Source organism: Croceibacterium aestuarii, from assembly GCF_030657335.1.
GTDB classification, from domain to species: Bacteria; Pseudomonadota; Alphaproteobacteria; order Sphingomonadales; family Sphingomonadaceae; genus Croceibacterium_B; species Croceibacterium_B aestuarii.
Genome location: NZ_CP131039.1, coordinates 2,251,075 through 2,272,135, shown reverse-complemented (window position 1 = coordinate 2,272,135; position 21,061 = coordinate 2,251,075). Strand labels below are relative to the sequence as shown.

Genomic DNA, 21,061 nt, shown 5'->3' with positions numbered 1-21,061 from the left:
TCGTCGTAGTATGTCGAACCAGCTAGACCGCCTCCTCTCGATCATGGCGCGCCTGCGTGATCCGCAAACCGGGTGCGAATGGGACCGCGCGCAAGATTTCGCGACGATCGCACCCTATACGATTGAGGAAGCCTACGAAGTCGCCGACGCTATCGAACGCGAGGACATGCTCGCACTGCGCGACGAACTCGGCGACCTCTTGCTCCAGGTGGTGTTCCATGCGCGGATGGCTGAAGAAGCCGGGGTATTCGATTTCGCCGACATCGCGCGATCTATCTCGGACAAGATGGAAGCGCGGCACCCGCACATCTTTGGCGACGTTGCGGAATCTCCCGGTTGGGAAGCCTTAAAGGAGGAGGAACGCGCTTCCGGCGGGGCGCAAAGCGCACTTGACGGCGTCGCGCGCGCGCTGCCGGCGCTGATGCGCGCCGACAAGCTGCAAAAGCGAGCTGCCAGAGCCGGCTTCGATTGGCCCGACGCGATCGGACCGGCCGAAAAGCTCGCCGAAGAGATGATCGAGCTTGCCGAAGCGGAACCCAGCGAACAGGTGGAGGAAGCGGGGGACCTGCTGTTTGCCGCCGTGAACTTGGTCCGCGCCTACGGCATCGCGCCCGAAGATGCCTTGCGCGAGGCAAATGCCAAATTCGAGCGACGCTTCAGGGCGATGGAACATGCGGCGGGCGGGCAGCAGACGTTCGCCGGCCTGTCGCTCGATGAGCAGGAAGCTCTCTGGCAACTGGTCAAACGCGGCGAACCCAAGCTCGGCTCATAGGGTCTCGAAACGCCCGAGGTCCTTTTTGCTGAGGCGTACGTCGAGACGGCGCAGCGGTCCGCGCTCCCCTTCTCCCGCCTCGACCTCGTCGAGAACCTCGCCATGCGCATGCAGCCATGCGATGCGCGCGCCGTCGCCGGCAGGCAGGGTGATGCTGTGGACCTTGGCGCCTTCGGTAAGAATGGCGCCAATCCGGGCGAGCACTGCATCGATGCCGAAACCGCTAATGGCCGAAAGCGGCAATATGTCGGGATCGGCATCCGCAAGCGGGGCGAGCTCGGCGCTGCGGTCTGCACCGAGCAGGTCCCACTTGTTCCACAGTTCGAGTATCGGAATCGAGGTTTCGCCCCCCTCCCCGCCGATGACGTCGAGGTCCTGAAGCACGGAAAGGACCTGGCGCTTCTGCATCGCACTGTCGGGATTGGCGATGTCGCGTACGTGAAGGATGAGATCGGCTTCGGTGACCTCTTCGAGCGTGGCGCGGAAGGCGGCGACGAGCTGGGTTGGCAAGTCGGAAATAAATCCCACGGTATCGGACAATATGGCCTTTTCGACGCCGGGCAGTGAGATCGCCCGCATGGTTGGATCGAGCGTGGCAAACAACAGGTCTTCCGCCATGACATCGGAACCGGTCAAACGGTTGAAGAGCGTGGACTTTCCGGCATTGGTGTACCCGACGAGGGCGACGACGGGCCACGGGGCCCGATCGCGCCGCTTGCGGTGCAGGGCGCGGGTTCGCCTGACCTGCTCTAGTTCTCGGCGCAGCCGGGCCATTCGGTCGCGGATCATGCGGCGGTCGGCCTCGATCTGCGTTTCCCCTGGGCCGCCGAGGAACCCGAAACCACCGCGCTGGCGCTCGAGGTGGGTCCAGCTCCTGACCAGCCGGCTCTGCTGATAGTCGAGGTGCGCGAGTTCCACCTGCAAGCGGCCCTCCGCCGTTGCCGCGCGCTCGCCGAAGATTTCGAGAATCAGACCCGTTCGGTCGATGACCTTGCGCTTGAGCTTTTCCTCGAGGTTGCGCTGCTGGATAGCCGACAACGCGCCGTCGACTATGACGAGATCGGCTTCGTGCAGTTCGCAATTGCTGGCGATACGCTCGATCTGGCCCTGCCCGAACAAAGTCGCCGGGCGCACTTCACGCACCGGTACAATCTCGGCATCCGCCACGACCAAGCCGATTGCCAGCGCTAGCCCTTTGGCCTCTTCGAGGCGCGACTCCGGATCCTGGTCGTTGCGCGAACCGCGGATGTCGGGACACAGCACCAACGCTCGCGCGCCCCGGGAGACTTCCCCTATTTCATCATCGAAGCTCAGGAGTCGTTGCCCCCGTCTTCGTCATCCCACTCGCTGGTCAGATCGACCGGCGCCGCTGGCTGGATTGTCGACACGGCATGCTTGTAGGCCAGTTGGACAAAACCTTCGCGTTCGAGGAGAATGCAGAACAGGTCGTAGGCGGCAATCCGGCCCTGAAGCATGACGCCGTTGACCAGAAACATCGTCACTTGCACCGTCGCCTCGCGCACGCGGCTGAGAAACACGTCCTGCAGCAATCGCTGTTTGCGCTGCGCGTCCGGTCCGGTGGCGAATTGGCCCGCGTCGAGTGGCTGGCTGGGCATGATGGTGGAGACGGCGTGCTTGTAGACCAGCTGCGATTGGCCGTCCCGCCGCAGCAAGATCGAGAAATTGTCGAACCAAGTGACAATGCCTTGCAGCTTTACGCCCTTCACCAGAAACATCGTCACCGGCATCTTCTCGCGGCGCAGGTGATTGAGAAACATGTCCTGGAGGTTGGCGCCCTTGTTGCCAGCCGCAGGGGCCGGATCGGGTGCTGCTGTTTCCCGGGGAGCGCGCGGCCGCGCGGAAAGGGTCGGCTTGTTCATGGGCCATTCTTCCTTCTTCGTTATTGGCGGCCGCATCGGGGCGACCGCATTCTGGCCCGGATTCCCGGGCCGGCCATGGTCCAACTCTGCCCTCTGCTAGAGAGTCAGTCTTTCCAATCTGTGACAGTTGATGCGGTTCCTGAACCGAATGTCAACTCGAACCGTCGCGGTCGCCCATTCCCAACAACTTCAGCTTGCGATGAAGGGCCGACCGCTCCATCCCGATGAACCCGGCAGTCTTCGATATATTGCCGGAGAACCGGCGGATCTGGATCCGCAGATATTCGCGCTCGAAGCTTTCCCTCGCCTCGCGCAGAGGCACGCCCATCAAGGCCGAGATGCTCTGCCCACTGTCAGCGGACCGACCGGTTACTTCGTCCGGGAGCATATCGGCCTCGATCGTTTCAAGTCGATCGCGCGGTGCCAGGATGACGGTGCGTTCGACGACGTTTCTCAGTTGGCGAACATTCCCCGGCCAGTCGTAAGCCTGCAACGCGGCGAGCGCTTCCGGAGCGACGCCGGGAGCCGGCACACCCTGTTCTCTGGCGTAACGGGTGAAGAAATGCTCCGCCAGCGCGGGAATGTCGTCGCGCCGCTCGGCCAGCGGAGGGATCGCAACCGGGACGACGTTGAGACGATAGAACAGGTCTTCGCGAAAGCGCTTTTCCTCTATCTCCTTTTCGAGATCGCGCGAGGTCGAAGAAACGACTCTCACGTCGACTCCGATCTGGCGATTGCCGCCGGCGCGGACAAAGCTCTGGTCGGTCAGGACGCGCAGAATCCTGGCTTGCGTGCTCGCCGGCATATCGGCCACTTCGTCGAGATAGAGCGTTCCCCCATTCGCCAGCTCCAGCAGGCCGGCGCGAACGAGCTTGCCGTCTTCTTCTTCCCCGAACAGCTCTTGCTCGAAGCGCTCGGGCGTGATCCGAGCCGAGTTGACGGTGACGAAGGCCTTGTCCGTCCGCGGACTCCATGAGTGGAGCAGCCGCGCGGCGACTTCCTTGCCGGCGCCCGCCGGCCCGGTGATCATCACGCGGCTTCCGGTGCCCGCCACGCGCTTGAGCGTTGCGCGCACTGCGTTGATCGCACTCGAGTTGCCTGTGAATTCGTCGGTCTGGACGAAGCCTTCGCGCAATCGCTCGTTCTCCCGCCGCAACCGTTCGGTTTCGGTAGCGCGGGCAACGAGCAGCAACAGGCGTTCGGCTTCGAACGGCTTTTCGATGAAATCCATGGCCCCTCGGCTGACCGCGGAGACTGCCGTGTCGATATTGCCGTGGCCGGAGAATATGATCACCGGAAGCGCGGGTTCGCGCTGCTTGATTTCGTCGAGCAGTTCCAAACCGTCCATCTGGCTGCCATGGAGCCAGACATCGAGCAGCACGAGGCTGGGACGACGCTCGTCGATCATTTTGAGTGCACTGGTGCTGTCGCCAGCCGTGCGGCACTCGTAGCCCTCGTCGCTCAGGACCCCGGCGACCAGCTCGCGGATGTCATGCTCGTCGTCGACTACAAGGATGTCGAGCGCCATTATGTATTCTCCATGATAGTCATTCGGCTGCCTCGGCCTTGCCGTTGGCAACCGGATCGCGCGCAAAGCGCAGGGTTACCGTGGTGCCCTCCCCATCCCCGTTGCTCGCAAAAGTCATGTCTCCGGCGTGTTCCTCGATGATCTTCTTGACGATCGCCAGGCCCAGTCCGGTGCCCTTCTCCCGCGTCGTCACGTAAGGCTCGAGGATCCGATCGCTGCCGTGGCTTGGTAAACCGACGCCGTTGTCCGTAACCGTTACACTGAAGAACCGATCGCTAAGCCCGACCTCCACACCGATCCTGCCGCGATAGTCCGGCTCGGAATCCTTGCGCCTTGCCTCGATCGCTTCGGCCGCGTTCTTCAGCACATTGGTCATGACTTGCCCGAACTGGTGCCGATCGCACGCGAGTAACGGCATGTGCTCCGGGGCGCTGAACCGGTAATCGATTTCGGGCCTGGCGACTTCCTGCAGGAACATCGCCTGCCGCACCAGGTCGACGGCATCTTCCTGCCGGAACACCGGTTTGGGCAGACGCGCAAACGAGGAGAATTCGTCGACCATCTTCCTGAGGTCGCCGACCTGGCGGATGATCGTGCCGGTCAGCTCGTCGAACAGCTCGACGTCCTGTTCGATCTGCTTCCGATAGCGCCGATTGAGTCGCTCGGTGGCGAGCTGGATCGGGGTGAGCGGATTCTTGATTTCGTGGGCAATGCGCCGCGCGACGTCCGACCAGGCCGCTTGCCGCTGGTCGATCAGCTGGCGCGTGATATCCTCGAAGGTGATGACCCATCCGTTCGCGGCCGGAGCGAGCCTGACCGCAAGCGTCAACAGTTCGCCCTCATGGCTTTTCTGGACCAGTCCGTGATCGGATCCACTGCGCATCAACGCGTCGATTTCGGGCGAAATGTCTTCGAGTTTGCGCCCCACGGCCGAAGGTCCGGTGCGGCCGAGGAGAAGTTGCTGCGCCGAAGTGTTGATCAATTGCACTTCGCCCGCCCGGTCGACCGAAACGATCCCCGCCGTGATGGACTGCAACACCGTCTCGATGAACGCGCGGCGTTCGGCGAGTTGCTTGTTGGCACCCACGAGCGCCGCGGTCTGCTGTTCGATCTGTCCGGTCATGCGATTGAAGGCGCGGTTGAGCAGACCGATTTCGTCGGGTCCGGTGCGACCCTCGACCCGCAAGGCATAATTGCCGCCGCCGACCTGGCGTGCCGCGGCGACGAGGTCGGTCAGCGGACGCACCTGCCGATCGGCAAATCGCAAGGCGAACCACACGGCGAGCAGGACGAGCGCGAGCGAAAACGCGAACAGGGCCACGTTGAACTGCAGCTGCCTGCTGCGGGCCTGTCCCGTCAGCTGGTCGTAGGCCGCGAGGACCGACTGGGCGCGTTCCCACTGGTTGCGCGCCAGCGCGTCCGAGTTGCGAGCATTGTAGAGGTAGATTCCCGCGTCGCGGTCGATCGGCGTGACCGCCTCCACGCGGTCCTGTCCCAGTGCCACGACAACGCCCTCCCCGGCACGAAGAGCCGGAAGTGCATTGCGGACCGCTCGCTTGACGAGCTCGCCGTCGTCCGGGTCGACGATTGCGGGAATGACCATTTCCCCATCACGCCCGACTTGCACGATAGCGCTGCGGCTGAGTTCGCGCTGAAGTATCTGCCCAACCCACTGTTCGGAGAAATCGGGGCTGGTGAGCGGAATCCGCTCGATCACGTAACGCAGGTCACCGGCCATCGTCGTCGTATTGTTTGCGAGCGAGCGTTGGTTCTCGTCGTAATAGCCGCGTGCCAACCGGCTTGCATCTTCAAGGATCCCGCGGTTGCTGCTGGAAAACCAGAATTCGACGCCCGACTGGAAGAGGATCGACGCGAAAACGGCGACAAGCAGCGTCGGCACGGCGGCGACCAAGGAAAAGAAGAACACCAGTTTGACGTGCAGCCTCGCGCTGCTGTCGCCGGCACGGCGAATGGCCATGCGGCGGCCCCACAAGACCACCAGGGCCAGCGCTGGGATCAGCGTACCAACCAGAAGGGCGGCAGCTTGCAGCGAAGGCAGCGGATCGCTGGTTTCTCCGCTGCGTCTCAGGGCTAGCCATGAACTGGCGAGCATCCCGACCAGCACGACCGCGGCGAAGACTTCGAGCCAGAAAAACAGGTTCATCCGGCGCGACGTGACTAGCGCGCGTCTCCACCAGCGGGGTGAATGCCTGGTCCGTGAAGGAGGCGGATGGGGGACGACCTCAGCCACGTTGCAAGCTTACAACGTCACTGTTGCAGATTTGCAAGGAGTTTTTGCTTGAGCGTTCAATCCGCGGCAGAAAACCGCTCCGGCTCGATATCGAGATCGCTTAACCGCTTGCGTAACGTGTTGCGATTAATGCCGAGCAGGCGGGCGGCGCGGAGCTGATTTCCGCCGGTCCTCCGCAGGGCAAGCGCGAACAGTGGACGCTCGAATGCGGCAAGGGCCGCATGGTAGAGGTCGCCCTCGGCCGGACGTTCCGCAGCCAGCCAGGCGCGTAGCGCACTGTCGAAGTCGGCAATACCGCCGCCCTGAGCCGGAGCGTTTGTTTCGAGCAGACTGGAAATGGCATAGCCGTCGATCTCCTCTTCCCGGGCCAGCAACGCCGCACGAAAGACGAGGTTCTTCAATTCGCGCACATTTCCCCGCCACGTCTGCTGCGCCAGAATATCGATCGCCTCGTCGGTGAATGCGCGCGAAGGGAGGCCCTCGGCCACCGCTTGTCTGAGGAAATGCTGGGCGAGCGCGCCGACATCCCCCGGTCTTTCTCGAAGCGGTGGAAGGCGCAGAGGTACGACGTTGAGCCGGTAGAAGAGGTCTTCGCGGAACGAGCCTTCGGCTATCATCGGCGCCAAATCGCGATTGGTGGCGGCGATGATGCGCACGTCGACGGCAATCTCCTCTCGCCCGCCGACGCGGCGTATTTGCCCGGATTGGAGCGCTCGCAGGAGGCGCGTCTGCGCTTCGGCGGGCATGTCGCCAATTTCGTCGAGGAACAAAGTGCCGCCGCTGGCCTGTTCGAACTTGCCTATCGACCGTGTGACCGCGCCTGTGAACGCCCCTTTCTCGTGGCCGAAGAGCTCGCTTTCGATGAGTTCGCGCGGGATCGCTGCCGTGTTGACCGCGATGAAGGGGCCGGCCTTGCGATGGCCGAGTTGATGAATCGCCTCGGCGACGAGTTCCTTGCCGGTGCCGGATTCGCCTAGGATCAACACCGAAAGGTCGTTGTTCAGGACCCGGGTGATCATCCGGTAGACTTCCTGCATCGGCGGGCTGCGCCCGATCAGGGGCAGCCCTTCCGCGGCGTCGCCCTGATCAATCCCGCCACGCCTACCGCTCCCCGCTGCCTGTCGCGCCGTCCTGACCAGTTCATCGAGATCGAACGGTTTGGGAAAATATTCGAACGCTCCCGTCCCGGTTGCTCGCACGGCCGTATCGAGGGTATTTTGTGCCGACAGGATGATGATCGGCATGTCCGGACACGCATTCTGCACGCGGCCGAGCGTTTCGATACCGTCGCCGTCGGTCAGCAAGACGTCGGTCAGCATCACGTCGAAATGGCGCTGGGCAAGCAGCGAATCGCGGCCCGCCACGCTATCGCACCGGGCGACTTCGAACCCGTCGTTTTCGAGCGCGGTGACGATGACCTTGGCGATCGCCTCGTCGTCTTCGACCAGCAGCGCGGCCTTCTTCATTATGTCTCCCCTTCCTAGCGTGCCATCGGCAGGTGGATGCGGAAATGGGTTAGTCCGGCACCTTCGTCGCGTTCGTGCGTGATGCGTCCGTCCATGTCGCGGACGAGTTTGCGAACGAGCGCGAGGCCGAGGCCTTGGCCGTTCGCCTTGCTCGACACGAACGGTTCGAAAATATAGTCGGCCAATCCCGGATCGACACCCGGACCGTTATCGCTGACCTGGATTTCTATCGGGAGTTTGACCGGGCGGCCCAGGCGGATGACATTGAGTACCATGCCGCTGACGAAGCGCGTGCGAATGGCGACCTCGGGTTGGGCTTCGCCGGAGCAAGCATCCCGGGCATTGGCAATGAGGTTGACCAGGACCTGCACCAGGGCCCCTTCGTTGGCGAGCACCGGCGGTAAAGAAGGATCGAATTCCTCGCGAAGGGTGACGTCACCGCAGTTTGCCGCGAACACTGTGTCGCAGGCGCGATGTATTGCCGAGTGCAGGTTGAGCGGGGCCACAGGTTCGGGTTGCTCGCGCCCGAGCTTCTGCATTCGGTCGATGAGCTGCGCGATGCGATCGACCTCGTCGGTAATGAGGGCGGTCATTGCCACGTCGCCCGGCCCCACCTTCTTCGCCAGCAATTGCGCCGCTCCGCGGATGGCGGCGAGCGGATTCTTGATTTCGTGCGCAAGGATTGCCGGGCCCCGCAGCGGTGCGGGGCGCTCGTCGTCCGCCATCCGTTCGCCGTGGCCGGTGTCGGAGAGTGTGAGAACGCCCCAACCCGGATGCGAAGCGATCTCCGATAGCGTCAGGTTGACGCGTAGCTCGCGGTCGCCGACCTGAATATCGACGCCGCGCGCAGTCAGCTGCGCATCGGGCTCCGCCAATCGTTCGAGCATTCCCTCGGGCCCAAAGTCGATGATGGCGCCGAGCGGTTGCCCGATCATCCTGCGTGCGGAGGCTCCCAGCAGATCTTCGGCGGCCGGATTGGCGGACTGGATTACGAGATTTTCATCAAGCAACAGCCACCCGAAGATCAGACCGGCAACCTGCGCGTCGGCGCCCGGCGCGCCGTCGAGCGGGTCGTTCACGCCGCTCGTTGCCGCAGGAACGGCTCGTAGAAGCGGTCGATCTCGCCGAGCACCTGATCGGCATCGTCGATGAAGTTGGCCTTGTGGCGGAACTCCGCCGAACCGTGCATCCCCTTGGTGTACCAACCGAGGTGCTTGCGGGCAATTTTCGTGCCGACGTCGCGCCCGTAGTGATCGAGCATGGCTCGATAGTGCTCTACCAGCGTCTCGTATTGCTCGCCGAAGCCGGGACTCTGCAGAGTCTCGCCAGTGCGCCACCAGTGCATGACCTGACCGAGCAACCAGGGCCGGCCATAGGCGCCACGCCCGATCATCAGGCCGTCGGCTCCCGATTGTTCGAGCGCCCGGGCGGCGTCTTCGACACCGCAGATATCGCCATTGACGATAACCGGAATCGACACGGCGTCCTTCACCTTGCGGATGAAGGCCCAATCGGCCGAGCCCTTGTACATCTGGTTGCGCGTGCGTCCGTGGACGGTGATCATCTTGACCCCCAGATCCTCGGCAATGCGCGCCAGGTCCGGGGCGTTCAGGCTCTGGTGATCCCACCCCATGCGCATCTTCACCGTGACGGGCGCCGAGACAGCGTTCACCGTAGCTTCCATCAGGCGGATAGCCAGCGGCACTTCGCGCATCAGTGCCGAGCCGGCATATTGCCCGACGACCTTGCGCACCGGGCAGCCGAAATTGATGTCGATGATCGCCGCGCCGCTCCCCTCCTGCAGCTTCGCGGCCTCGGCCATCGAGGCGGGGTCGCAGCCGACCAACTGCATTGAAACCGGCTCCTCGGTCGGGTGCCACGCGGACTTCTGAACCGACTGGCGCGTCTCGCGAATGGCGGCTTCGCTGGCGATCATCTCGGTGACGTTGAGGCCAGAGCCGTAGCGCCTCACGAGCGTGCGAAAGGGTAGATCGGTCACGCCGGTCATCGGCGCCAGCAGCACCGGGCAGTCTACCTGCACTGGGCCGACCTTTATCGGCCGCATGGGCGGAGGGGGTGGAAGCGCGCTCATTCGAAGGAATGCCTAAATTATGGGCAGCCGCATAGTGGATTGCGAGGAGTGCTGCAAGGCGGTAGGCGCGCGGCTGATGGCCAGCCTCCCGCCTTTCGCCGCTGTCGTCGTCGCCGCTGGCAGGGGATCGCGCGCTAGACAAGGTGTGCCGAAGCAATTCGCGCGCTGGCGCGGCAAGCCGGTGATACGGCACTCGGTCGAAACGTTTGCACGATTGGGGGCGAAGCCAATCACCGTCGCGATTCCCGCCGACTACGAAGACCTAGCCGGCGAGGCGCTAACCGGCATCGAAGCAGTTCGGCTCGTGGCAGGTGGCGCGACGAGACAGAAATCGGTCGCCCTTGCGCTGGAGGCGATGACGCCTTCCCCCGCCCCCGCCGTGCTGATCCACGACGCTGCCCGGCCTGACCTGCCGACCGCCGTGGTCGGCCGCTTGCTGGCAGCGTTGGAGCGTTTCGGCGGAGCCATTCCAGTCCTTCCGGTCGTCGACAGTCTTGCTATCGGCCGCTCGGGAATGATGACCGGAGTGGCGCCTCGCGAGGAATTGTGGCGGGTGCAGACGCCGCAGGCGTTTCGTTTCACCGAGATCCTTGCCGCACATCGTGCCTGGCAGGGCGAACCGAATGCCGGAGACGATGCCCAGGTCGCAAAGGCACACGGAGTCGAGGTGGAAATGATCGAGGGCGACGAACGACTTCACAAATTGACCTACTCGCGGGACTTCCGCAGTGGCGCTGCCATGATGCGCACCGGCTCCGGTTTCGACGTCCACCGACTGGCGGAGGGCGAGGAACTTTGGCTCTGCGGGCTGCGTATCGAGCACGACAAGGGCCTGTGCGGACACAGCGACGCCGATGTCGGCCTGCATGCCGTCGTCGACGCGATTCTGGGCGCGGCTGCCCTGGGAGATATCGGCGATCATTTCCCCCCAAGCGATCCGCAATGGAAAGGCGCGCCGTCCGCCCGCTTCGTGGCCCATGCCGTCGCCCTGGCGGCACAATCCGGTTATGCGGTGGGCAATGTCGACCTCACCCTGATTTGCGAAGCGCCCAAAATTGGCCCACATCGTGAGGCAATGCGCGGCAAGCTGGCTGAATTGCTGGGCGTCGATAGGTCGCAGGTGAGTATCAAGGCGACCACGACGGAACGACTGGGATTCACCGGGAGGGGCGAAGGAATTGCCGCGCAAGCGGTCGCAACGCTTTATTCGCGAGAGAATCAAGACCAATGATGACCAAATATTCGATCGGGGCGCTGCTGGCATCGCTCGCCCTGGCCACTTCGGCGGGCGCGCAGACTGTCGCCGTGACGCCATGTGTTTCTGAATCAGAGGTGTCGGCAATGGTTCGCTATGCCATGCCGCAAGCCATCGCTGCTTCCCGCGTCCGTTGTTCGCAATCGCTTGCGTCGAACGGGTTTTTCGCAACTCGAGGCGACAAACTGGCGTCGCGCTACGCCGTGGAGAAGGATGCAACTTGGCCAGGTGCAAAGAGCGCCCTGCTCAAGATCGCCGGCGGCTCCAAGGACAAGGACATTGCCGCGCTGGCCGACTTGCCGGACGAAGCGATCCGCCCGCTTGTCGACGCGCTCATCCAGCAGAAACTTGCTGAAAGCATCAAACCCGGATCGTGTTCGAGCATCGAACGGGTGGCCGAAGCGATCTCCCCGCTGGACCCTTCCGAGCTCGGGGACCTTGCCGGCGTGATCGCTGTCCTGGCTCTCAAGGATGAGAAGCCCTTGGCCTGCCCAGCGGGCAAGAAATGAGCCAATCCATGCTTCCCGACGACGTCATCACCCTCGCGCGCCGCGTGATCGAGGAAAACCGCGCGATCGGACGCAAGATCGCCTTGGCCGAAAGTTGCACGGGCGGCCTGGTCGCGGCCGCGCTGACCGAGATTCCTGGCTCGTCTGCGGTCCTCGACCGCGGATTCGTCACATATTCCAACGAGGCGAAGCAAGAATCGCTCGGGGTTTCCAGCGACGTGATCGATGCGTTCGGCGCCGTATCCATCGCTTGCGTCTACGCTATGGCGCAGGGAGCCCTGGCCCATAGCGATGCGGACGTGGCGGTCGCGATCAGCGGCATCGCCGGCCCCGAGGGGGGAAGCGAATACAAGCCGGTCGGCACGGTCGTATTCGCACGCGCGCTGCGCGACAGCGAAGAACGCGAAGCGGAATCGAGACTGTTCGAAAACGAGGACCGCAGCGGCGTGCGCTATCAGGCGACGCTCTGCGCGCTCGAACTCCTCTTGCCGTAAAGTTCTTCAGCGCGGGTTTCGAATGCAGCGACCATCTTGCGGAACGCGCGATCGAAATATTGTCCGGCCAGCGCCTCGAACATCATATTCTTGAACTGGAAATCCACACAGAAGTGGATTTCGCATCCGCCGTCGCCGGTGGGCTCGAATGTCCAGGTGTTGTCGAGATCCTTTAACGGGCCGTCGACGTAGACGACCTCGATCTCGTTCGGGCGCTTCTTAAAGACCTTGGAAGTGAACTTTTCGCGCAGTGCCTTGAAGCCCACGAGCATATCCGCGACCATTTCCGTCTCGCTGTCGGACTTCACCCGCGTGGCGACGACCCAGGGGAGGAACTCGCCATAGCGCTCGACATCGGCCACCAGGTCGAACATCTCCTCGCAGCTGTACGGCAGCCGCCGGGTCTCGCGAATTCCCGGCATCAGACCCGCTGGTTTGCCAGCTTGGCTTCGCGTGCAGCTTTCATCTCGGCGAAATCGTCGCCGGCATGATAGCTCGACCGTGTTAGCGGACTCGAGGCAACTTGGAGGAAACCCTTGGCGCGAGCTATCGAACCATAGGCATCGAATACTTGCGGACTGACGAATTCCTCGACCTTGGCGTGTTTCGGTGTCGGCTGCAGGTATTGGCCCATGGTCAGAAAGTCGACATCGGCGCTGCGCATGTCGTCCATGACCTGGTGCACCTCGAGCCGCGCTTCGCCCAGACCGAGCATGATGCCGGACTTGGTGAAAATCGCCGCATCGTGCGCCTTGACCTCCTCGAGCAGGCGCAACGAGGCGTAGTAGCGCGCCCCCGGACGTATCGTCGGATAGAGCCGCGGCACGGTTTCCAGGTTGTGGTTGTAGACGTCGGGACCGGCCGCGCAGATGGCCTCGACCGCGGGGCGCATCTTACCGCGAAAGTCGGGCGTAAGAATTTCGATCGTCGTGCCCGGTGTTTCGCGGCGCAGCGCCTCGATGACCTTGACGAACTGCCCCGCGCCCCCGTCCGGGAGGTCGTCGCGGTCGACGCTGGTGACCACGATGTGTTCCAGGCCCAGCTTGGCCGCGGCGGTCGCGACGTGCTCGGGCTCGAGCGGATCGACGATACGCGGCATGCCGGTCTTGACGTTGCAGAACGCGCAGGCGCGGGTGCATACGTCGCCGAGGATCATCACGGTCGCGTGCTTCTTGGTCCAGCACTCGCCGATGTTCGGACAAGCGGCTTCCTCACAAACCGTGTTGAGGTTGAGATCGCGCATCAACTGACGCGTCTCGTTGTAGCCCTTGCTGACCGGCGCCTTGACGCGGATCCAGTCGGGCTTGCGTTGCCGCTCTGGGCGAGGTGCGGACGCTAGGTCGTTCATGCGGGTGCACTTAGGGATGTGACTTGAAAGAGGCAATGCCGCGCGGCATGGCCGGGGCATGACAAGCGACTCTTCTCCCCTGCTCGGCCTCCTCGAAGGCTACCGCCGTTTCCGCGAAGGCCACTGGGAGGAGGAGCGCGAACGATGGGCCGCGCTGGCAGAAGGCCAGTCGCCGAAGACGATGGTAATTTCATGCTCCGATAGCCGGGTCGATCCCTCGCAGATTTTCGACGTCGCCCCGGGCGAGCTGTTCGTGGTCCGCAACGTCGCCGCGCTGGTCCCGCCGTTCGAAACGAATCCCGGCCGCCACGGCGTTTCCGCCGCACTGGAATTCGCCGTTCAGTTCCTCAAGGTGCGCGAAGTGGTCGTCCTGGGCCACGGGATGTGCGGCGGTTGCCAAGCGGCGCTGACGCAGGACCTGCACGGCAATCGCCTCGGCGAAGGCGGCTTCGTTGCCCACTGGATCGACATGCTCGACGACGTGCGCGAACCCATCGCCGAAAAGCTTGGCACGTCCGGACGCGAGGCCGAGCGGGCGATGGAGCTGGCCGCGGTCAAGGTCAGCCTTGCCAACCTGCGCACATTTCCCTGCATTCAGGAGAAGGAGCCGACCGGCGAAGTCACCCTACGCGGGGCCTACTTCGCTATTTCGGACGGCGTCCTGCATCTGCTCGATGAGAGTTCCGGCGAGTTCAAAGCAGCCTGACGTCTTGCCATGGGGCGGGCCGGCGGCCACATAGCCGCGATGCCCGAAGCAGAACTCAAGAATATCGCCCTGTTGATAGATGCCGACAACGCCAGCCACGCGGGTATCGACCCGGTTCTGACGGTGTTGGCCGAGCTCGGCCAGGTGAACATCCGCCGCGCCTATGGCAACTGGGCCAAGCCTGCACTCAGCAACTGGAACAAGATCACGCATCGCTACGGCCTGCAGCCGATGCAACAGTTCGACCTGACCAAGGGCAAGAATGCGACAGATATCGCGATGGCAATCGATGCCATCGATTTGCTCAACGCCGGCAAGGTCGACGGCTTCGGGATCATGAGCAGCGACAGCGACTTTACCCCGCTTGTCACCCGGCTGCGGCAGGACGGGTTGATCGTCTACGGTTTCGGCAGCGCCAAGGCGCCCGAGGCCTTCAAGACGGCCTGCACCCGGTACATAGACGTCGACCAGCTGATCAAGACGTCCGCCAAGGATGACGGAAAGTCCGACAGCGACCCGGTCGATGCAGAAATCATCGAACTGCTTGGCGCGGCCTGGAAAGCGGCGAACCGCGATGAGGATGGTTTTGCCAAGTTGCAGGAAGTCGGACAACTTGCCGGCAACAGGTCGAGCTTCGACGTCCGCAATCACGGCTACAAGCGCTTGTCCGACCTGGTCCAGGCAGCGAGCGACAACTTCAAACTCGAGCGCCGCAACGGCCAACTCTACGTCAAGCGCTTGCGTTAGGGCACTTTTCCAAACCTCCGCCGTTGGGCTGGCAAAGCAAACAACGATGGAGCGGAAGTTGGTCGACAAGTCGGAAAAATTTCGCTGGCTGGTGCGGCTCGGCTATGCCTCGCGGGGGCTGACCTACTTCTTGCTCGGTTATATGGCGCTGGGTACCCGGGCCCGTCCGGACGAGGGCAACCAAGCGGTGTTCGACATGTTGCAGGACGTTCCTTTGGGGACGCCCCTGCTTTATCTGATTGCCCTGGGATTGGTAGCGTATGTTGTTTTCAAGCTCGCCTCCGCGGTGGGCGACGTGCAGCACCGTGGCACCGACACCACGGGAGTCGCCAAGCGCATCGGAGACGCAGCAAGCGCGGTCGCCTATTCAATCCTTGCGTTGGCGGCGTTTCAGTTTGCGCAAGGCACCAAACAGGCCGCTGATTCCGGTCAGAGCGAACAAGCGGCGGCGACGGTCCTCGACTGGACATTGGGAAGCGTCGTGGTCGGTGCGGTAGGCCTTGGGTTCCTCGCGGCCGCATTCATGCAGGCGAAGGGCGCGATAACGGCGAGCTTCATGCACCGGGTCAGTTCGCGTGCCCCTGGCGCCATCGAACCGGTCGGGCGCGCCGGATACGGCGCCCGCGCAGTGGTCTTCGCCCTGGTCGGTTGGTCGATCGTCAAGGCGGCCTGGTTCGACAGCGGAACGCAGGTCAGCGGACTTGGCGAAGCGCTCATGAGCCTGCGCGGCAGCGGCATCGCCTATACCGCGGTCTGTATCGGGCTGATGCTGTTCGGTGCCTTCAGCATGGCCGTATCGCGCTACCGCATCATACCGGACTTCGGCTCGGAAGGCTTGAAGCCAAGCTTTCGCTAGTTAGCCCGGATCGAAAAGCGGCAGGGATCGGCATAACCCGGCCTCGTTCTTCGCACAGTCGTCGGCAAGCTTGTCGAGCGATGTTCTGGCAGTTTCGAGCGTGGCGAGTTGTTCATCCAGAGCTGCGATCCTCTCTCGCGCTCTGGGCCGATCGTCGCATCGCTGACGACGAGCGATCAACTGCCGCACTGCACCGCGCCACTGGTCTTATAGAGAACCCGCCCATCTGCCGTGCTGAGTTTGACCGAGCCGGCGTAATTCACGGTTTCGTAGCCCACTTGTTTGCCCTCGCCTTCGATAGCGAGATCGAGCACCTGACGGTCGGCAAGGTAGCGTGACCCGGTGCCGAGCTTCACCTCAGTGCATTGCGGATCGAGCTTGAACCGCTGAATTTGCCCATCGACCTTGATCACGGCTTCGTCGTCGAATGCGATGACGAGCGGGGCCATCGACTTGCCCGATGCATAAGCGCAGCTTGCGCCATAGAGGTCGTTCGCCTCGATGTCCGGAAAGCCGATCGACTGCAGCGCCAGCGACTGGGCCGGTGGGGCGACCGGCTGACCGGACTTATCGCCGGCGGGGGAACGGTCACAGCCGGCAAGCAACAGGAGCAGGAGGGGAACCGCGCGGCGCATCAGTGCCTCCCGAAGAGCTTTTCGACATCGCCCATCGACAGCTTGACCCAGGTCGGCCGGCCATGGTTGCATTGGCCCGAGCGCGGAGTGCGTTCCATCTCGCGCAGGAGCGCGTTCATTTCCGCGACGCCCAACGTACGCCCGGCGCGCACTGAGCCGTGGCAGGCCATCGTCGCGAGAACATGCTCAATCTTTTCACCGAGCAGCAAGCCTTCGCCGTGCTGGGCGATGTCGTCGGCGAGGTCGCGGAGCAGGCGCTCGGGATCGCCGCCCTTGAACGCGCCCGGCAGGGCCCGCACGAGCATTGCGCCGGGTCCGAAACGCTCCATTACGAGGCCGAATTCGGCAAATCTATCGACCTGCTCGTCGAGCCGGTCACAGGCTGGTTCGTCGAGTTCGACGACCTCGGGAATCAGCAACGCCTGGCTGGCGGCGACCTTGTCGCCCGCGCCCGCCGCGCGGAGCCGTTCGAGCACGAGGCGTTCGTGCGCTGCGTGCTGGTCGACGATCACGAGCCCATCGGCCGCTTCGGCGACGATGTAGGTGCTGGCGATCTGTCCGCGCGCCACGCCGAGGGGATACTGTGTGGCATCGTCCGAGATTGGCTCCGCCGCTTCCGCCCGGCCGATTGGAGCGTCCATGACCTGCGCGTCCGATCCGTGATAGGGCGTGCCGGGCGAGCGGACATGGTGAGATGGCGCCGACCAGTCGCGCCCGCCAAAGATCGAACCGAGCGCGGGGGCGATCTCGGGCTCCACCTGCCACCGCCCCATCGCGCCCGCGTCGGGCGCCTGAGCGCTGCGACGATCGCCGGTCGAGAGCGCCTGCCGCAATCCCGAAACAATGAAGCCGCGCACGGCCTGCGCATCGCGAAAACGCACCTCCGTCTTGGCCGGGTGGACGTTCACATCGACTTCTTCGCTTGGCAGTTCGAGGAATAGCGCCAGCACTGCGTGGCGGTCGCGCGCCAGCATGTCGGCATAGGCACCGCGCACAGCGCCGACGAGCAGCCGGTCCTTCACCGGGCGGCCATTGACGAACAGATATTGGTGATCCGCAACCCCGCGGTTGTAGGTCGGCAAGCCGGCGATCCCGGTGAGCCGCATCGTCCCGCTCTGAGTCGGGCGCTCAAGATCGATGGCGACCGAATTGTCTGCCAGTTCTCTCGCGACGATCATCGCCACGCGCGAGGCCAACCCCTCCCCGCCCTGCAGGTCGAAAATGGTTCTATCGTTGTGCTCGAGGCGGATCGAGACATCGGGTCGAGCCATCGCCAGGCGCCTGACGATATCGAGGCAGGCGGCGTACTCGCTGCGCTCGGTGCGCAGGAACTTGCGCCGTGCGGGGACCTTGGCGAACAGCTGCTCGACCCGGACGCGCGTGCCCGGCGGCAAGGCGGCCGGACCCTCGTCGACCACCGCACCGTGGTCGGTCACACGGCGCCAGCCCTGTACCGACTGGCGCACCCGGCTCTCTATCGTCAGCCGGGCGACACTGGCGATCGATGGCAGCGCTTCGCCGCGAAAGCCGAGCGTGACCACCTTCTCGATGGCATCGTCGGGCAGCTTGGAGGTCGCGTGCCTCTCGAGCGCGAGGGCCAGTTGGTCCGCATCCATACCGCAGCCGTCATCGGTGACTTCGACTTTGCCCAGGCCGCCCTCGCCGAGGGACACGGCAATCCGGGTGGCTCCCGCATCGATGGCGTTTTCCAGGATCTCCTTCAGCGCCGATGCCGGGCGTTCGACGACTTCGCCCGCAGCGATGCGGTTGACGAGCGTCTCCGGAAGGCGGCGAATTTGCGGCATAGCGTGCAATCTAACGGCAGGACGCACGAAATTCGAGCCGAGCGGGGTAAAAACCCGTCGATTGAGTTACAAATTTTTGGTGTTTGCCGGGGCATTGCATTAAGGGGGCGCCACGCGCCGGCCCGACCGGTCCAGCCCCACACCAACATTCCGCGGCAAAGCCCGGAAAAATACGGGAATTCCGATGAGTTCTTTCTTCACGCGCCTCTTTTCCTTCGGATCCCAGAACATGGCGATCGACCTCGGCACGGCGAACACGCTGGTTTACGTGCAGGATCAGGGGATCGTGCTCAACGAACCGTCGGTCGTGGCGATCGAAACGATCAACGGGATCAAGCGGGTCAAAGCCGTCGGCGACGACGCCAAGCTGATGATGGGCAAGACGCCCGACAGCATCGAGGCGATCCGCCCGCTGCGCGACGGCGTCATTGCGGACATCGAAATCGCCGAGGAGATGATCAAGCATTTCATCCGCAAGGTCCACGGCAAGCGCACCAGCATGTTCCGCCATCCCGAGATCGTGATCTGCGTGCCGTCGGGCTCAACTTCGGTGGAACGCCGCGCGATCCGCGACGCAGCCTCCAACGCCGGCGCCTCGGAAGTCTTCCTGATCCTCGAACCGATGGCCGCGGCGATCGGCGCCGACATGCCGGTGACCGAACCCGTCGGTTCGATGGTCGTCGATATCGGCGGGGGCACCACCGAGGTCGCGGTGCTCTCGCTGCGCGGTCTCGCCTACACCACCTCGGTCCGCACCGGCGGCGACAAGATGGACGAAGCGATCGTCTCCTACGTGCGACGACATCACAACCTGCTGATCGGCGATGCGACGGCCGAGCGGATCAAGAAGGATTATGGCGTCGCCACGGTGCCGGAAGACGGCGTGGGCGAAGCGGTGACCATCAAGGGGCGAGACCTCGTCAATGGGGTTCCCAAGGAAATCACCATCAACCAGGGCCATATCGCCGAAGCGCTGAGCGAACCGATCGGCGCGATCGTCGAAGGCGTGCGCATCGCGCTGGAAAACACCGCCCCGGAACTCGCTGCCGACATTGTCGACCAGGGCATCGTGCTGACCGGCGGCGGGGCGCTCATTCGCGGTCTCGACGATCACCTGAAGGAAGAAACCGGCCTGCCGGTCAGCGTGGCGGAAGATCCGCTTTCGTGCGTGGCGCTGGGTACCGGGCGGGCGATGGAGGATCCGGTCTATCGCGGCGTGCTGATGACCGCCTGACCTTCCGGAATTGCAAGGAGGCTAGGCGGCAATGGCTCCGCCCTCGAACCGCTCTGGCACGAACCGCAAGGCGCAACTGAGCGTCTTCACGGCATACGTTCTGGCGAGCGTCGGCGCGCTTCTGGGCGCGGCGCTGCTGATCATTTCCCTATGGCAGCCGCAGGCGATATCGGGCCTGCGGTCGATGGCGGTCGATGCGACCTCATCCGCCGGCGAGGCCGGCGCCTCCGCACGGACCGGCGGCAGGAACTTTTTCGAGGCCATCGCGGGCTACTACCGCGCCGGCAGCCGGAACGCTGCGCTTGAGCGCGAAATGCAGGTCGCGCGGGTCAAACTGGTAGAAGCCCAAGCCATCGCCCAGGAAAACAAGCGACTCAAGGCCGCGCTCGCCCTGAGCGAGAGCGAAGTTGAGCCCGTGGCTCTCGGCCGGCTGATCGGCTCGACCTCGTCGAGCACCCGGCGTTTCGCCTACATGTCCTCGGGCAGCGCCGATGGCGTGAAACCGGAAATGCCGGTCGTTTCACCGATGGGTCTCGTGGGGCGTGTCTTTGAAACCGGTCGCCATAGCGCCCGCGTCCTTCTGCTCACCGATAGCGAAAGCATGGTGCCGGTGCGCCGCGCCACCGATGACGTGGTCGCTTTCGCCGAGGGACGTCCCGACGGCTCCTTGCGCCTGAGGCTGATCAACCTGGGTATCAACCCGCTCAAGAAGGGGGACGTCTTCGTCACCTCCGGTGCCGGCGGGCTGTTCCGGCCGAATATTCCGGTCGCAGTGGTCGAGGAGCCGAACAAGGACGGCGCCATTGCGCGCCTGCTGAGCAATCCCGCGGCCACCGATTTCGTCAGCATCGAACCTGTGTGGAAGCCGGAAGCGGTCGAGCTATTGCGCACTCCGCCCGAGAAGAGCCTGGCGGAGAGCGAATGATCAACCCGATCAACCCGCGCGCTCGGCAAGATGCTTTTGGCAGCAAGATCAATCGTGACCATTCGCCGGCACTCGCCTTCGGTCTGCCATGGGTATCGATTCTTCTCGGCTCGTTGACGCCGCTCTTGCCGATCATTGCGCCTGCTCCCCTCCTCCCGCCCATCGCCTTCGTGATCATGCTTGCATGGCGGCAGTTGCGACCGGGCCTGCTGCCGCTCTGGGCCGGGCTACCGCTCGGTGCATTCGACGATCTGTTTTCCGGCCAGCCCTTCGGCAGCGGGATACTGCTCTTCTCGCTGGCGCTGATCGGCCTCGACCTGCTCGACATGCGTTTTCCCTGGCGCGGATTCTGGCAGGACTGGTTCGTTGCATCGGGCTTTCTCGCTGCCTATCTCGTTCTGGCAGCGCTGTTTTCGGGCGCACAAGTCAGTTTCCAACAGCTTTCCGCCATGTTGCCGCAGTTCTTGCTCTCCCTGCTTACCTACCCCATCATTGCTCGCATGGTGTCGCAACTGGATAGAATGCGCCTGTTTCGCGTCCGCCGGGTCCGCTGAACGA

The 21,061-nt window shown here is 63.7% G+C and carries 21 protein-coding genes; 10 read left to right on the top strand and 11 right to left on the bottom strand.

Translation table 11 applies throughout. The features are described 5' to 3' along the window. The first annotated feature begins 10 nt into the window (after positions 1 to 10). Positions 11 to 772 (top strand): nucleoside triphosphate pyrophosphohydrolase, encoded by a 762-nt coding sequence (gene mazG, locus Q7I88_RS11260; protein WP_305096010.1) that lies wholly within the window; start codon positions 11 to 13, stop codon positions 770 to 772. On the opposite strand, the gene hflX is transcribed toward mazG, so the two are convergent. The 7 genes from hflX to dusB all read right to left on the bottom strand — a co-directional run bounded on the left by hflX (position 767) and on the right by dusB (position 9,989). Further along, positions 767 to 2,038 carry a GTPase HflX gene (hflX, locus tag Q7I88_RS11255; RefSeq protein ID WP_305096009.1) on the bottom strand — a complete coding sequence of 424 codons (1,272 nt, stop codon included), beginning with the start codon at positions 2,036 to 2,038 and terminating at the stop codon, positions 767 to 769. The genes mazG and hflX overlap by 6 nt on opposite strands. A gap of 44 nt (positions 2,039 to 2,082) precedes the next feature. Continuing rightward, positions 2,083 to 2,652 carry an RNA chaperone Hfq gene (gene hfq, locus Q7I88_RS11250; protein WP_305096008.1) on the bottom strand — a complete coding sequence of 190 codons (570 nt, stop codon included), beginning with the start codon at positions 2,650 to 2,652 and terminating at the stop codon, positions 2,083 to 2,085. 151 nt (positions 2,653 to 2,803) lie between these two features. Further along, complete coding sequence (gene ntrX, locus Q7I88_RS11245) at positions 2,804 to 4,180, bottom strand: nitrogen assimilation response regulator NtrX (protein ID WP_305096007.1); 1,377 nt, start codon at positions 4,178 to 4,180, stop codon at positions 2,804 to 2,806. Between the two features lie 19 nt (positions 4,181 to 4,199). Beyond that, positions 4,200 to 6,344 (bottom strand): sensor histidine kinase, encoded by a 2,145-nt coding sequence (locus Q7I88_RS11240; RefSeq protein ID WP_305096006.1) that lies wholly within the window; start codon positions 6,342 to 6,344, stop codon positions 4,200 to 4,202. A gap of 143 nt (positions 6,345 to 6,487) precedes the next feature. Further along, complete coding sequence (locus tag Q7I88_RS11235; protein ID WP_305096005.1) at positions 6,488 to 7,897, bottom strand: sigma-54-dependent transcriptional regulator; 1,410 nt, start codon at positions 7,895 to 7,897, stop codon at positions 6,488 to 6,490. 14 nt (positions 7,898 to 7,911) lie between these two features. After that, positions 7,912 to 8,976: a two-component system sensor histidine kinase NtrB gene (locus Q7I88_RS11230; protein ID WP_305096004.1), complete on the bottom strand. Its 1,065-nt coding sequence runs from the start codon at positions 8,974 to 8,976 to the stop codon at positions 7,912 to 7,914. Beyond that, positions 8,973 to 9,989, bottom strand: a complete 1,017-nt coding sequence (dusB, locus tag Q7I88_RS11225; RefSeq protein WP_305096003.1) for a tRNA dihydrouridine synthase DusB — start codon at positions 9,987 to 9,989, stop codon at positions 8,973 to 8,975. Before dusB ends, Q7I88_RS11230 begins: the two co-directional genes overlap by 4 nt. A 76-nt stretch (positions 9,990 to 10,065) precedes the next feature. Between dusB and Q7I88_RS11220 the strand changes: the two genes are divergently transcribed. The 3 genes from Q7I88_RS11220 to Q7I88_RS11210 are packed head-to-tail and all read left to right on the top strand — an operon-like array spanning position 10,066 to position 12,247. Next, positions 10,066 to 11,220 carry a bifunctional 2-C-methyl-D-erythritol 4-phosphate cytidylyltransferase/2-C-methyl-D-erythritol 2,4-cyclodiphosphate synthase gene (locus tag Q7I88_RS11220; protein WP_305096002.1) on the top strand — a complete coding sequence of 385 codons (1,155 nt, stop codon included), beginning with the start codon at positions 10,066 to 10,068 and terminating at the stop codon, positions 11,218 to 11,220. After that, on the top strand, positions 11,217 to 11,753 hold the full coding sequence (locus Q7I88_RS11215; protein WP_305096001.1) for a hypothetical protein: 537 nt from the start codon (positions 11,217 to 11,219) through the stop codon (positions 11,751 to 11,753). Before Q7I88_RS11220 ends, Q7I88_RS11215 begins: the two co-directional genes overlap by 4 nt. Beyond that, positions 11,750 to 12,247 carry a CinA family protein gene (locus Q7I88_RS11210; protein ID WP_305096000.1) on the top strand — a complete coding sequence of 166 codons (498 nt, stop codon included), beginning with the start codon at positions 11,750 to 11,752 and terminating at the stop codon, positions 12,245 to 12,247. Before Q7I88_RS11215 ends, Q7I88_RS11210 begins: the two co-directional genes overlap by 4 nt. Here the strand turns inward: Q7I88_RS11210 and Q7I88_RS11205 are convergent. Together Q7I88_RS11205 and lipA are read right to left on the bottom strand one after the other, a co-directional pair. Further along, the gene (locus Q7I88_RS11205; RefSeq protein ID WP_305095999.1) at positions 12,208 to 12,669 is read right to left on the bottom strand and encodes a type II toxin-antitoxin system RatA family toxin; all 462 of its coding nucleotides are present in this window, start codon (positions 12,667 to 12,669) and stop codon (positions 12,208 to 12,210) included. The two genes, Q7I88_RS11210 and Q7I88_RS11205, sit on opposite strands and share 40 nt — an antisense overlap. Beyond that, the gene (lipA, locus tag Q7I88_RS11200; protein ID WP_305095998.1) at positions 12,669 to 13,595 is read right to left on the bottom strand and encodes a lipoyl synthase; all 927 of its coding nucleotides are present in this window, start codon (positions 13,593 to 13,595) and stop codon (positions 12,669 to 12,671) included. The genes Q7I88_RS11205 and lipA overlap by 1 nt, the downstream gene beginning before the upstream one ends. Before the next feature lie 58 nt (positions 13,596 to 13,653). On the opposite strand from lipA, the gene Q7I88_RS11195 reads away from it, so the two are divergent. The 3 genes from Q7I88_RS11195 (at position 13,654) to Q7I88_RS11185 (ending at position 15,904) form a co-directional block, all read left to right on the top strand. After that, positions 13,654 to 14,301 carry a carbonic anhydrase gene (locus Q7I88_RS11195; protein WP_305095997.1) on the top strand — a complete coding sequence of 216 codons (648 nt, stop codon included), beginning with the start codon at positions 13,654 to 13,656 and terminating at the stop codon, positions 14,299 to 14,301. Between the two features lie 39 nt (positions 14,302 to 14,340). Then, positions 14,341 to 15,048, top strand: a complete 708-nt coding sequence (locus Q7I88_RS11190; RefSeq protein WP_305095996.1) for an NYN domain-containing protein — start codon at positions 14,341 to 14,343, stop codon at positions 15,046 to 15,048. A gap of 91 nt (positions 15,049 to 15,139) precedes the next feature. Next, a complete protein-coding gene (locus tag Q7I88_RS11185) occupies positions 15,140 to 15,904 on the top strand; it encodes a DUF1206 domain-containing protein (RefSeq protein WP_305095995.1) in 765 nt (254 codons plus the stop codon). A gap of 176 nt (positions 15,905 to 16,080) precedes the next feature. Here the strand turns inward: Q7I88_RS11185 and Q7I88_RS11180 are convergent, their stop codons facing one another. Together Q7I88_RS11180 and mutL are read right to left on the bottom strand one after the other, a co-directional pair. Continuing rightward, positions 16,081 to 16,539 carry a hypothetical protein gene (locus Q7I88_RS11180; protein WP_305095994.1) on the bottom strand — a complete coding sequence of 153 codons (459 nt, stop codon included), beginning with the start codon at positions 16,537 to 16,539 and terminating at the stop codon, positions 16,081 to 16,083. Next, positions 16,539 to 18,344, bottom strand: coding sequence for a DNA mismatch repair endonuclease MutL (gene mutL, locus Q7I88_RS11175; RefSeq protein WP_305095993.1), 1,806 nt, complete (start codon positions 18,342 to 18,344; stop codon positions 16,539 to 16,541). Before mutL ends, Q7I88_RS11180 begins: the two co-directional genes overlap by 1 nt. 184 nt (positions 18,345 to 18,528) lie before the next feature. Between mutL and Q7I88_RS11170 the strand changes: the two genes are divergently transcribed. From Q7I88_RS11170 to Q7I88_RS11160, 3 genes are all read left to right on the top strand, one after another. Continuing rightward, entirely contained in the window at positions 18,529 to 19,578 is a 1,050-nt protein-coding gene (locus Q7I88_RS11170) for a rod shape-determining protein (RefSeq protein WP_159792751.1), read from the top strand. Positions 19,579 to 19,762: 184 nt separating this feature from the next. After that, positions 19,763 to 20,503, top strand: coding sequence for a rod shape-determining protein MreC (locus Q7I88_RS11165; protein WP_369426049.1), 741 nt, complete (start codon positions 19,763 to 19,765; stop codon positions 20,501 to 20,503). Further along, complete coding sequence (locus Q7I88_RS11160; protein ID WP_305095991.1) at positions 20,500 to 21,057, top strand: rod shape-determining protein MreD; 558 nt, start codon at positions 20,500 to 20,502, stop codon at positions 21,055 to 21,057. The genes Q7I88_RS11165 and Q7I88_RS11160 overlap by 4 nt, the downstream gene beginning before the upstream one ends. The last annotated feature ends 4 nt before the right edge of the window (positions 21,058 to 21,061 follow it).

What these genes read in the sequence shown, in the direction of transcription:
- mazG (WP_305096010.1), top strand. Translation starts at nt 11, where the DNA reads ATGTCGAACCAGCTAGACCGCCTCCTCTCGATCATGGCGCGCCTGCGT.
- hfq (WP_305096008.1), bottom strand. Translation starts at nt 2,652, where the DNA reads ATGAACAAGCCGACCCTTTCCGCGCGGCCGCGCGCTCCCCGGGAAACA.
- ntrX (WP_305096007.1), bottom strand. Translation starts at nt 4,180, where the DNA reads ATGGCGCTCGACATCCTTGTAGTCGACGACGAGCATGACATCCGCGAG.
- Q7I88_RS11240 (WP_305096006.1), bottom strand. Translation starts at nt 6,344, where the DNA reads ATGAACCTGTTTTTCTGGCTCGAAGTCTTCGCCGCGGTCGTGCTGGTC.
- Q7I88_RS11235 (WP_305096005.1), bottom strand. Translation starts at nt 7,897, where the DNA reads ATGAAGAAGGCCGCGCTGCTGGTCGAAGACGACGAGGCGATCGCCAAG.
- dusB (WP_305096003.1), bottom strand. Translation starts at nt 9,989, where the DNA reads ATGAGCGCGCTTCCACCCCCTCCGCCCATGCGGCCGATAAAGGTCGGC.
- Q7I88_RS11220 (WP_305096002.1), top strand. Translation starts at nt 10,066, where the DNA reads ATGGCCAGCCTCCCGCCTTTCGCCGCTGTCGTCGTCGCCGCTGGCAGG.
- Q7I88_RS11215 (WP_305096001.1), top strand. Translation starts at nt 11,217, where the DNA reads ATGATGACCAAATATTCGATCGGGGCGCTGCTGGCATCGCTCGCCCTG.
- Q7I88_RS11210 (WP_305096000.1), top strand. Translation starts at nt 11,750, where the DNA reads ATGAGCCAATCCATGCTTCCCGACGACGTCATCACCCTCGCGCGCCGC.
- Q7I88_RS11205 (WP_305095999.1), bottom strand. Translation starts at nt 12,669, where the DNA reads ATGCCGGGAATTCGCGAGACCCGGCGGCTGCCGTACAGCTGCGAGGAG.
- lipA (WP_305095998.1), bottom strand. Translation starts at nt 13,595, where the DNA reads ATGAACGACCTAGCGTCCGCACCTCGCCCAGAGCGGCAACGCAAGCCC.
- Q7I88_RS11195 (WP_305095997.1), top strand. Translation starts at nt 13,654, where the DNA reads ATGACAAGCGACTCTTCTCCCCTGCTCGGCCTCCTCGAAGGCTACCGC.
- Q7I88_RS11190 (WP_305095996.1), top strand. Translation starts at nt 14,341, where the DNA reads ATGCCCGAAGCAGAACTCAAGAATATCGCCCTGTTGATAGATGCCGAC.
- Q7I88_RS11180 (WP_305095994.1), bottom strand. Translation starts at nt 16,539, where the DNA reads ATGCGCCGCGCGGTTCCCCTCCTGCTCCTGTTGCTTGCCGGCTGTGAC.
- mutL (WP_305095993.1), bottom strand. Translation starts at nt 18,344, where the DNA reads ATGCCGCAAATTCGCCGCCTTCCGGAGACGCTCGTCAACCGCATCGCT.
- Q7I88_RS11170 (WP_159792751.1), top strand. Translation starts at nt 18,529, where the DNA reads ATGAGTTCTTTCTTCACGCGCCTCTTTTCCTTCGGATCCCAGAACATG.
- Q7I88_RS11165 (WP_369426049.1), top strand. Translation starts at nt 19,763, where the DNA reads ATGGCGGTCGATGCGACCTCATCCGCCGGCGAGGCCGGCGCCTCCGCA.
- Q7I88_RS11160 (WP_305095991.1), top strand. Translation starts at nt 20,500, where the DNA reads ATGATCAACCCGATCAACCCGCGCGCTCGGCAAGATGCTTTTGGCAGC.